Source organism: Buttiauxella sp., from assembly GCF_035271705.1.
Classification (GTDB): domain Bacteria; phylum Pseudomonadota; class Gammaproteobacteria; order Enterobacterales; family Enterobacteriaceae; genus Buttiauxella.
Genome location: NZ_DATERI010000145.1, coordinates 1 through 10,685, shown reverse-complemented (window position 1 = coordinate 10,685; position 10,685 = coordinate 1). Strand labels below are relative to the sequence as shown.

General features: G+C 46.3%; 7 protein-coding genes and 1 pseudogene. 3 read left to right on the top strand and 5 right to left on the bottom strand.

Annotated elements, in window-relative coordinates:
* Positions 1-1,692: carbon starvation protein A (locus VJY99_RS13480; RefSeq protein WP_324119238.1), on the top strand; the 1,692-nt coding region annotated here is incomplete at its 5' end.
* Between the two features lie 70 nt (positions 1,693-1,762).
* Here the strand turns inward: VJY99_RS13480 and VJY99_RS13475 are convergent.
* From VJY99_RS13475 to VJY99_RS19675, 5 genes and pseudogenes are all read right to left on the bottom strand, one after another.
* Positions 1,763-2,251: a hypothetical protein gene (locus VJY99_RS13475; protein WP_324119236.1), complete on the bottom strand. Its 489-nt coding sequence runs from the start codon at positions 2,249-2,251 to the stop codon at positions 1,763-1,765.
* A gap of 241 nt (positions 2,252-2,492) precedes the next feature.
* On the bottom strand, positions 2,493-4,916 hold the full coding sequence (locus VJY99_RS13470) for a DUF3772 domain-containing protein (RefSeq protein ID WP_324119240.1): 2,424 nt from the start codon (positions 4,914-4,916) through the stop codon (positions 2,493-2,495).
* A gap of 235 nt (positions 4,917-5,151) precedes the next feature.
* Positions 5,152-7,800 carry a GH116 family glycosyl-hydrolase gene (locus tag VJY99_RS13465; protein WP_324119234.1) on the bottom strand — a complete coding sequence of 883 codons (2,649 nt, stop codon included), beginning with the start codon at positions 7,798-7,800 and terminating at the stop codon, positions 5,152-5,154.
* Entirely contained in the window at positions 7,800-9,155 is a 1,356-nt protein-coding gene (locus VJY99_RS13460) for a glycoside-pentoside-hexuronide (GPH):cation symporter (RefSeq protein WP_324119232.1), read from the bottom strand. Before VJY99_RS13460 ends, VJY99_RS13465 begins: the two co-directional genes overlap by 1 nt.
* Positions 9,156-9,363: 208 nt before the next feature.
* A pseudogene (locus VJY99_RS19675) lies at positions 9,364-9,492 on the bottom strand (class II aldolase/adducin family protein); the annotation flags it as partial.
* A 93-nt stretch (positions 9,493-9,585) separates the two neighbouring features.
* On the opposite strand from VJY99_RS19675, the gene VJY99_RS13450 reads away from it, so the two are divergent.
* Together VJY99_RS13450 and fucR are read left to right on the top strand one after the other, a co-directional pair.
* A complete protein-coding gene (locus VJY99_RS13450; RefSeq protein WP_324119228.1) occupies positions 9,586-9,750 on the top strand; it encodes a hypothetical protein in 165 nt (54 codons plus the stop codon).
* Positions 9,751-10,083: 333 nt separating this feature from the next.
* A partial coding sequence (fucR, locus tag VJY99_RS13445; RefSeq protein ID WP_414641596.1) for an L-fucose operon activator occupies positions 10,084-10,685 on the top strand: 602 nt, incomplete at its 3' end.

Genomic DNA, 10,685 nt, shown 5'->3' with positions numbered 1-10,685 from the left:
GAAATCACACCGTCACATATTCTTGAGGACGGCAAAGATTACGTCCCAACTAAAAAATGGGTTAACTTTGGCAGCCACTTTGCGGCGATTGCTGCAGCTGGCCCGTTGGTCGGCCCAGTACTGGCGGCACAATACGGCTACTTGCCAAGCTTCTTATGGCTATTAATTGGCTGTGTGGTGGGCGGTGCGGTGCACGATACCGTGGTGCTTTTCGCTTCAATGAAGCACCGTGGAAAGTCACTTTCAGAAGTGGCAAAAGCGGAGCTTGGGCCAGTGGCTGGCTGGTGTACCGGGCTGGCAATGCTGTTCATCATCACCATTACCATGGCGGGTTTGTCGATGGTGGTGGTTCATGCGCTGGAACGTAACCCGTGGGGGACATTCGCGGTGTTTATGACCATCCCGGTGGCAATTTGCGTCGGCCTGTGGGAGCGTTTCACTGGCAGCATGCGCGGTGCAACCTGGGTTGGCATTATCGTGATTTTCGCCTGTGTGATAGCTGGGCCGTATATTCAGGAGTCCGCATTCGGCGAATGGCTGAGTTTCCGCGCGTCGACCGTTAGCCTGGTGCTGCCGTTCTATGCGTTTTTTGCAACCGCACTCCCGGTGTGGATGCTGCTTACGCCGCGCGGATACCTCTCAAGCTTTATGAAAATTGGTGTATTCGGTGCGCTGGTGGTTGGCGTGGTGTTCATTAACCCGGAAATTCAGTTCCCGGCGGTGACCCAGTTTATCCACGGTAACGGCCCAGTGTTAGCAGGACCGGTTTGGCCATTTATCTCAATCACCATTGCGTGCGGTGCTATTTCTGGTTTCCATGCGTTTATCGGTTCCGGCACCACGCCCAAGCAAATCGATAAATGGAACGATATTCTGCCGGTGGCATTCGGTGCGATGCTTGCGGAATGCGTCGTCGGTGTGATGGCGTTAATCGCCGCGACCGCACTGCATCCTGCGGATTACTTCGCGATCAACGCGACACCTGAAGTGTTTGCTGGTCTCGGCATGGACGTAGTCAATCTGCCGCAGCTTAGCGAGTCTATCGGTCTGGATTTATACGGGCGTACCGGTGGGGCAGTGACCCTGGCGGTGGGTATGGCAGATATCTTTACGCGCATCCCATGGTTTAGCCATTTAGCCTCTTACTTCTTCCAGTTCGTCATCATGTTTGAAGCGGTATTTATCCTGACGGCAGTGGATTCCGGCACGCGTGTTGCTCGCTATTTGCTGCAAGATTTCCTCGGTGATATCTGGCCTCCGCTGAAACGCACCAACTGGATGCCAGGTGCGATTGGTTGCAGCATCGTGGCCTGTGTGCTGTGGGGTTATCTGTTGAACTCCGGTGATATCAACTCAGTGTGGGCGTTGTTTGGGGTATCTAACCAACTGATGGCCTCCATCGGCCTGATGATCGGTACCACTATTATTTTGCGTATGTCGGAAAAGCGTTGGTATGCACTGACTTGCCTGATACCGCTGTCGTACCTGTACGTGACGGTAAACTACGCAGCGTATTGGATGGTGAAAAACGTCTATTTCAATAGCGCAGCCAAAGGCTTCAACATCTTCAACGGTACGATTTCGATTGTGATGGTCGCACTTGGGCTGGTGATTATGGTGGCGTCGATTCAACGCTGGTTTGTGTTGTGGCGTGCTCGCGGCAATTCAGAACCGATTGAATTGTTGTCCTGATAAGTAAACTGCATGAACTAAACTTAATTAACTAAACTGAAGGCTGGTCATCCGTGACCGGCCTTTTTACTTACTGAAAAACAACAGAATTAGAGTAATCGGCGCGGTATTGAATCTTCACGCGCTGACCCTTTAGGGTATATTCGGTATACGGATAAACTTCTTCCCAGCCAGCGGCTTTCAATTTCGCTTCTACTGCGCTGGTGGACAGGCCCATCAGATCTTTTTTCTCGAGTTTCTTCGCACTCGTCGCGCTGGTGCTGTCGGCTTGTTGCAATGCACCATGTTTATGCGATTTCGCCCATTCGCCCGTTGTTTCATAACCGTTGCGGGTGAAACTCAGGGTGTAACCCGCACCTTTCCACTCTGCAAAATCAGGATTGTTAATGGTTTGGGTCGCTTTTTTACCATTGATGGTCACCGCGTTAGCGCTGACAACCACGCTCACCGGATCACCTGCACCTTTCCAGCTACCATCGGCCAAATCCAGTGCCATTGCCACAGGGGATAACACCAATCCACCCACCAGCGTTGCTACTACCAGGTTAAACTTATTCATCATTGCCTCTATTATTTATTAGCATCCCTTAATTATTGCCCATTGGAAAAGTTTAAGGAATTGAATGTAATTTTGCGGCGAAATAATGCTGCCGAGTAGCTTAGCCGTTGTTGATATAAATCAAATTGATGAGGGTGTTTTCGGTAAGTATTCTTAAAAAGAATGATTGATGGGCGAGCGGGGGGTTTTACACCTTCATGTGAAGGGCCACTGACCCGCGAACGGTCAGTGGCTTTGTCGATTATGCTACCGTAGCAGCCTTATTAATGGGTTGTTCCAGGACCATCGTCTGTGTCTGGCTTAGGCTTATTTCCGCCGCACGCAGCATTTTAAGGATCTCGTAAAGCAGATCGCTGCGCGCTGCGCTGACCATACGCGGGCTATTCACATTGCCGGTGACGCTCAGCACAATTCCAGTTGGCCCCAGCTCTTTAAAGCTGACTGACGGTGGTGGGTTTTCCAGAATAGATTCATGTAAATTATAAGCTTCGATCAGTAAATTGCGCACTTGTTCAGGGTCGATATCCAACGGGAAAGTCAGAGTAATGGTCGCCACCCCTTGGGCGTTGCCCATCGTGGCGTTACGCACGTTCTGCGAAATAAGCTGTGAATTGGGCACAATAACCGTGGATTTATCGCTTAACTGGATCTCCGTTGCACGCACGTTTATACGGCGAATATCACCTTCAACTCCGCTGATACTCACCAAATCACCCACTTTTACCGGGCGCTCGGTTAACAAAATCAACCCAGAGATAAAGTTCTTCACAATCTCCTGTAAACCAAAACCGATACCCACCGACAGGGCGCTGACTATCCAGGCCAGTTTGTTCCATTCAATGCCGAGCATCGACAGCGTCAGCATGATAATCAGCACGTAGCCGACGTTGGTAAACAACGTCACCAACGAGGCACGCAGGCCGCGATCCATATTGGTTTTTGGCAGGAAATCGTTATCCAACCAGCGACGTGTGGAACGCAATACATACCAACCGACGACCAGGCACAACACCGCGTTTACCGCGTGTGCAGGGATAATATTCATCCCTTCAAGACCTTTCCCGCCCCACATTTCCGCAACTTTGATGAGTAATTCCATCGGCGTCGTGGTGCCGAAGGTGCCATTGAGCAGCGCAACAGCGGCCATGATCAAAAGGCTGGTTTTCCCCAAAGCGGAAAACAAGGTCGAGGCAAGTGAAAGATGGCGGTCATTAAGGCTTAGCGTGCTTTTGAGGATTTTCCCCGCCTGGGTGGTCGGTGAAAAGACCGCTTCACATAAATCCACCACGAAATGAATCAGCAGATACAGGCTGGAAACAACCAGACCAATCCATAGCAATTCGAAGGTGACGAAGCGCGCCAGCGGAATATAGCCAATCAATAATGCCAGCAGGATAACAAATGCGGTAAGGCTGATGACCAGATGGATAAGACCCGCAACCGTAGAGCGAGCCTCGGTTTGCTCACCATCGGCACTCATTTTTCGGCGAATCCTGTTCACGCGAATCGGCGCAATCAGGCAATTGAGTGCCACCAGCAAAGCCGCCAGGCCGTTGCCAAAAAGCGTGGCAGCAATGCTTGCACCGAGCAACGCATTAAGCTGTTCGATGATGCCAAAGATAAAGATGAAGGTCGCCAGCAAAATCGGGAACGAGGCCAGCGTTTTCGCCAGTGGATCTGCAATACCCGGCAGACGCCAGGACGGATGGTTATTCGACAACAGAGCGATACCCAAACCGGCAATCACCGCTGAAAAATAGGTTAGCTCAACCAGTTGGTCGGCAAATTCATTTATCCATTGCGAGGTGTCGGGTAGGCGGGTGAAGGTATAGCACAACAACTGCATGCTTATACCCAACGTCAACGTGGTGCTTAACGTGGTAAAGCAGGCGAGGAAACTGCGACGAAAACGACCTTGTGGCAGCCAGCGAGGCAACACCCAATTCATTGGCTTGTCCAGTAAACGACGGCCAAATATTCCAATGCCTAACGCCAGAAGCAGATAGATAGCGCTTCCCAGACGCCAGTCTTCGCTCCATGCCTGGTGCCATGCATCGCTCACTTGCGTCCCAAAATCGCTGAAACGCGAGGCATCTTTATCGCTTGGGTCAAAAACGGGTGACCAGAAGTTCTCGCCCAGAATACTGCCGGTATTAAGCGCGATTTGTGTTTTTAGCGCGTCACGACGTAGCCCAGCAATCTGTGATGAGAGGTTTTGCGCACCCACGATAATCGCTTTGGTTTGCTCAATTTGTGTCGTGAGCAAGGTTTTACTGTTGTTCAATTGCTTACGCTGACTAATCACCTGCGGTGTTTCCGTCAGCGTACCCGGTGCCGGAACGGGCCCAAGCACGTCCAGCTGCGCCTGAATCTGTGCTAATTGTGGAGTTAACGCAACGGTGAGCTTATCTGCTTGAGTGACCAGATTTTGTGAATCGTCATTAAGGGTGGTGAACTCTTTGTCAGCTTTCGCGGTAGACACTCGTTGTTTGAGTGAATCCAACTGCTTTTGCAGCGCAGGAAGCGCAGTGCTGACATTGACCTTAACCGACTCTTCAGTGTCAGGATGCTCTGTGGCCTCGACGGCTTGAGAAAGGAAGGGGGTCAACAACAAACAAGACAACAATGCCAGCAACAATAGCGGCATTTTTAACGGTTTACGCATCATACGCATAGAGAGACAGTTCCGGGATTTCGAAAAAATTGAAATTGATGAGAATCGGCTAAGGATACCCGTAATTCACCGGAAACCAACCAGGGTAAGTCTGTTTATGTTAATTAAATGTATCCCCGACAAGCTGTTTACTGCGCTACGTATTGTCAGGTGATTCATGTATTCCCGTAGATTGGCGTGCCTGCTGCAAAATGCCGCAGGCACAAATTTCACTGCCAATATCTCCTTATTCGAAAGTGTTGAGCAGAAGACGTAACGGTTTATCCTCAGTAATATTCGCTATTTCAATCAAGGTGATACCGGCTTCATCATATTCCCATTGAGTCATTTGCTGGTCACCCACCCAGACTGATGCCACGTTTTTGTGCAGTGCAAGCCCGACTTTCTGCACATTTAACTGCCCACCCAGCACCGTTAAAACAAACTCAGCGGGTGTAAATTGAGCCACTCCCCATCCGCCACTGAGTGACCAGAAATAGCTTTGTTCACGCAACTTTTGGTCAACAGGATTGAACGATATTGCATGCTTACCCATATCGAAGCGGAAACCACTCCATGCGATTAACAAGCCATAACTTGCCAATGAACGCGCGTAATTACTGCCGCATTCAAATTCGTTCCATGGATTGCGGTTGTGGCCATTAAAACGTTCGCGAATGGCTTCCACCATTTCAACACCTTCAGCTAGCAGGCCGTAAGTGATCATCTGTGATGCAGCCTGATATTCAAATCCGGTCATCATCTCTTCAGCATAAGGGATGGGGATGTTCGGTTGTTTATCTGGCCACGCACAAATACAGGTCCCTTTTTCATCATTTAGGGCGAAATTACGGCAAGGATTAGTGTGATCACGCATCGAGCGGAAATTATTTTCCCAGATAGCGTTCAATGCCAGTTTTGCATTTTTAACAGGGAATACCGGTTGCATGCTGCAAAGGTCTGCAAGCCATTGCCCCATCAATTGGTCAATATGGCAGCCATCTCCTAACTGATATTTAATCTGCTGAAGTTCATCATTCCAGTATAAATCATAGATATTCCCTGAATCGTTATTCCAGGTTGTTTCATGCTCGCGACAATAGGGCGATAACAGCGTTTTATCTGTCAGATCTATTTTTTGTTGATAGTATTCACCGTTAAAAAATAGCTCGTCTATTTTTGATAATCCATTATTGAGGATGTGTTCCCATTCCTGACATTTTTCCTTATCACCTAAGATTTCTGCAATTAAAATACCTGCTTGCAGTGCAGCAAGATAAATCCCGGTCAACCAGGGATTTGGGCCAAACAGTTCCATATCAAGAGTATGGTGCTGGCGACCGGTTAAAATACCTTGTGCATCAGGGTCCCATAAATCGTCATTTTCTGTACTCCAGGCAAAGGCCAGCATTTTCTGGATGGCTGGCCACTTCTCTTGTAACCACTGTTTGTCACCGCAAATAAGCCAATCGCGATAGATATTGATAATTTCGCCAAACTGCCCGTCAGCGCATGCACGAAAATCAGAAACAGCACTTCCCAGAGGCAACATCAACCTAAAATTCAGGCTTCCCGAAGAGCGAAGATTAAATTTCTGATTGAGATCTCGCTGGCTACGGGATAAGCGAGGGAACAGGAATGCCAGCGCTTGCGCATAATTCCAGACATGTACACAAGACCCTTCACAACTGCCGATGTTATCAAGATTACCTTCCCAACCATAAAAGCTGCCATCCTCAAGACGCAGACAGGTAGGGGATTTTAAAACGGCCAGATTCGCGGAAATGGCCTCCAGGACGACAGGCGGTAAAGAGGAACTATGGAGCGCATGATGGAACTTTTGGCTCATCTCCCGGAGCCGCTCAGCATGCTTAAAAGCATAATTTAATACGTGTATTGCGCTGTCAAACTGGGTGGCATAATAATTACGCCAGGTAGGCTCACCATTATAATCTTCGTATCTAACCAGTTCGAGCGTCTCTTTGTTATACCATTTCTGCCAGTAATTCCATGTTGTTGGAATATACCAGCTTAAATAAAATTTTACCCGCTTTGACTCTCCCGCTGGAATATGAATGTGTGACGCTAACGTGGAACAATCTTGCTCCGCTTTGCCACCCGTAGAATATTTTCGATTAATTAATTTGCCGGGTTTACAAAAATCACGCCAGAATATTGACAGGTTATCAAACCAACTTCCCCGGAACCAATATTCTTGATAGCTGATATTACCGCCCGTTGTCATCATTGCCAACTCGCCGAAACGCGGGTCACTGTTATCCCAATGCGATTGTGTTAGCGAAATAATATGTTTATCACCATGTTGATGATAAGTATTATAGGTCTCTGATTCCGATGACATATTTTGCAATGAACAGCTTAAGGTATAATCCAGATTATCATTGCTGGTGTTGGTTATCTCCCATTCAAAACAGGCTAAAGGCAGTGAAGAGTCGTCTTCGTTGTCTGGAATAAAAGGGCTCCAGGCTACAAGTTTGACTTCGCCTGGGAAATGCTCATCCTGGAATGACAGGTTGGCAAAGGGGAATTCCCCATTGAAATCGACTTTCGCGAAATGCGGCATCCCGGCCATCATCTCGCTATTGGGTCCGCAACCAAAACCAGTATGTTTTTTGCTTAACCGGTCACGTTGGGCCATGACTCCCATGGCACTGCCTTGATAGTCACCTTGTAATAATCTGGCATCGACAACATGCCCATCACGTTCAGCCTTAATGGCAAAATGTGAATAACCGTTATATCGGCCTTTATCAGGGTGATTGAATATTTCCCAATCAATGAGATGGCCATTTCCAGCCAGGCCGATACCTCCACTTCCTATCCCACCAAGCGGAAAACTAATTTCTTTAGTTTTATCATTACTATAAAAAGACATCAGACTATACCTCTAATTTGTGCGTCACGTAATTTGAGTTGTTCGGAAACTTCTATATTTCGCTGTTCTGATAATTCGTAAAAAGAGAGGGCGACGGTTGATACTAGGAATAAAATGCCAGGAATCAGGTTGAAAGAGTAATTAATGCCATCGAGAGTCGATGCACTCTGCTGTGTATTAGGGATGTAGTTGATGAATGCAAGGATATATCCTGTCGCGGCCCCACCAATAGCACCTGATAATTTTAACTGGAAAAGGTTAAGGGAGAAAATCATCCCTTCTACACGTTTTTTCTCTTTAAATTCATGCCATGCAACGGTATCTGGCAGCATTGCCCCAAGAACCACACCCAATACGCCGAGGAAGAAACTCGGTATGCTCTGTAGGAAAACGCCCATCCAGGTGGTGACGTGCCCAAGGAAGAACATCGCAATACACGACAGTCCAAGCAGTACAGAGGTCAACCGGCATAAATTCAGTTTCCCTAATTTGCTGGATAAAGTCGCTGTGACTATGGCACCTAGCAATGCCAGGAATGTCGATAATCCCAGATAAGATGCCATTGCGGCTTCACTATGGAAAACATATTTAAAGTAGTACAGCCCGAAACCCACTCTTGAAGAAATAACAAGATTGAAAATAAACCAAAATGTCATCAGGATAATTAACGGTTTATTTTTAGTGAACAATTCAGCATAAACCACAGGAGAAAGATGATGTGATTTCTTTTCGTTCGAATGTATTTCTTTAGTGTTAGTGAAGTTGACTATGGCGCAAATAATAAAAAATATGCCATAAATAATCGCTAGTTTACTCCAGGAATTAGACAGCAGTGCTAATAATGGCAAGGTCATTAGGCTGGTCAGCCATTGGCCGCACATGGCCGCTGTTCTGGTAATGTAAACTAATCTATTACGTTCCACTGGATCACGGGTGATTACGGTAGATAAAGCCCAGTAGGGAACATCAAAAGATGTATAGGAGGCACTCAACATAAAGTAGGTTAAATAAGCCCAGGCAATTTTCCCACTCAGCGAGATATCGGGTACAGAATAGGTGGCAATCAATGACAATGCGCAGGTGACGCCACCAAATATCATCCATGGACGAAATTTACCCCAGCGCGTGTGCGTATTGTCAAAAATCCATCCCCAAATCAAATCTGAAAGGGTATCCCAGATTCTTGTAACAAGAAAAATGGTTGCCACGGTTGCTGTAGGGATCCCCACTGAATCTGTATAATAGAGCATTAAAAAAGTTACAATCATCACAAAAATAGTATTGTCTGCAATGCCTCCCAATGCGTAACTGACAATCGTTTTTGCGCTTAATTTTTCTGTTGCGTTGTTGTTCATTGTTATTTCCATATAAGCAGACTTGTGTTTATAAGGCTAACCAGATATTTTTCATCCAAAGAAATTCTGTTAGTTATTATGAAAAACTTTTGCTTAGAAATTCCATGGCGGTTTACTCCTCGATACGCAAGCCGTAACTTTTAAATTTTTCAAGCACCAGGGCGATTTCTTCATCAGGTAATATCGGTACTGAATCGGTGACTGGCAGGGATGGGGTGATTAACAGACCACCCCGGTAACGGACGCTCACATTACCCGCCGTCCCCTGATTTAGACCCAGGCGAGTCATCTCCAGACAGGGATGAATGATTTCACGAGCGAGTGAAGCTCTTTCCATTTTGTTGCCTCTCTAAATTTCTGAAATAAAAATAAACATGGAGAAGTCCTGTTTTTATCTTCATGTATTCAGTGGTGATAAGAAGTTGTCATTATGGAAGTTGTGATGGTTATCAAGTTAAATGGCTTTTTTAGATTCAATGTTATTGCTATGGAAGTAGCAATAATGCCCGTTTTATTCCAGGTGGATTTAAACGGTCAAATAATGATTAAAAATTGTGTTGAAATATTTTGGAGTGCCGGTTGTGCAAATAAATAAAACCAATCATGTATGTATGTTTTAATTTGCATTCAATGAGCAAAAGAAATTTGAGTGTTGCTATTTTATTGAAGTGATCATACTCACACTTCATCTATCAATAATATTTATTGTAGTTGGATTCATGTTTTGGTCATGGTTTTAATGAGTGAGTTCTGTATTTTAAAATGAGTGGATTATGTGTTTTTCAATGAAGGGCTCATGGATAGATGTAGAAGGTCAGGATTATCGCGCCTGCCAAAATTATGGGTCTCTGTATAAAAATAATGGGCATGGGGGGGAAGCTGCATTACCCCATGTTATTTCAGTGAGAGGAGAGTGTTTGTGAAGACGATGCGCCATACGGCTATGGTAGAACTGATTCAACAATATGAAACCCTAACAACTGAAAATCTCGCTGATCTATTAAAGGTCAGTAAAGAAACAATCCGCCGGGATCTGAATGCGCTACAGGCGCAGGGGAAAATCATTCGCCAGCATGGTCGAGCTAAAAGTATCAAGCACGATAATCATGACAGTGGGGATCCTTTTAGCGCTCGCCTGAAATGCCATTTTACCAGTAAAGCTGACATTGCACGCCAAACCTTACCGTGGATTAGTGCAGGAATGACCATCGCGCTGGATGCGAGTTCCACATGTTGGTATCTGGCAAAACAGCTCCCCGATATCGATATTACCGTCTTTACCAATAGTGTTCGTATTTGCCAGGAACTTGCAAAATGGGAAAATATACGGCTCATTAGTTCCGGCGGTTTACTACAACGAAAATATGCTTGCTACGTGAATCCGGCAATTATACCCCAGCTTAAAGAACTGGAGATCGACCTGTTTCTTTTTTCTTGTGAAGGCATTGATAAAGACGGTGTGCTATGGGACTCAAATATCTATAACGCAGAATTTAAATCCTTATTGATGAAGCGTGCTACTCAGTCTTT

What these genes read in the sequence shown, in the direction of transcription:
- VJY99_RS13475 (WP_324119236.1), bottom strand. Translation starts at nt 2,251, where the DNA reads ATGAATAAGTTTAACCTGGTAGTAGCAACGCTGGTGGGTGGATTGGTG.
- VJY99_RS13465 (WP_324119234.1), bottom strand. Translation starts at nt 7,800, where the DNA reads ATGTCTTTTTATAGTAATGATAAAACTAAAGAAATTAGTTTTCCGCTT.
- VJY99_RS13460 (WP_324119232.1), bottom strand. Translation starts at nt 9,155, where the DNA reads ATGAACAACAACGCAACAGAAAAATTAAGCGCAAAAACGATTGTCAGT.
- VJY99_RS13450 (WP_324119228.1), top strand. Translation starts at nt 9,586, where the DNA reads ATGGAAGTTGTGATGGTTATCAAGTTAAATGGCTTTTTTAGATTCAAT.
- VJY99_RS13470 (WP_324119240.1), bottom strand. Translation starts at nt 4,916, where the DNA reads ATGCGTAAACCGTTAAAAATGCCGCTATTGTTGCTGGCATTGTTGTCT.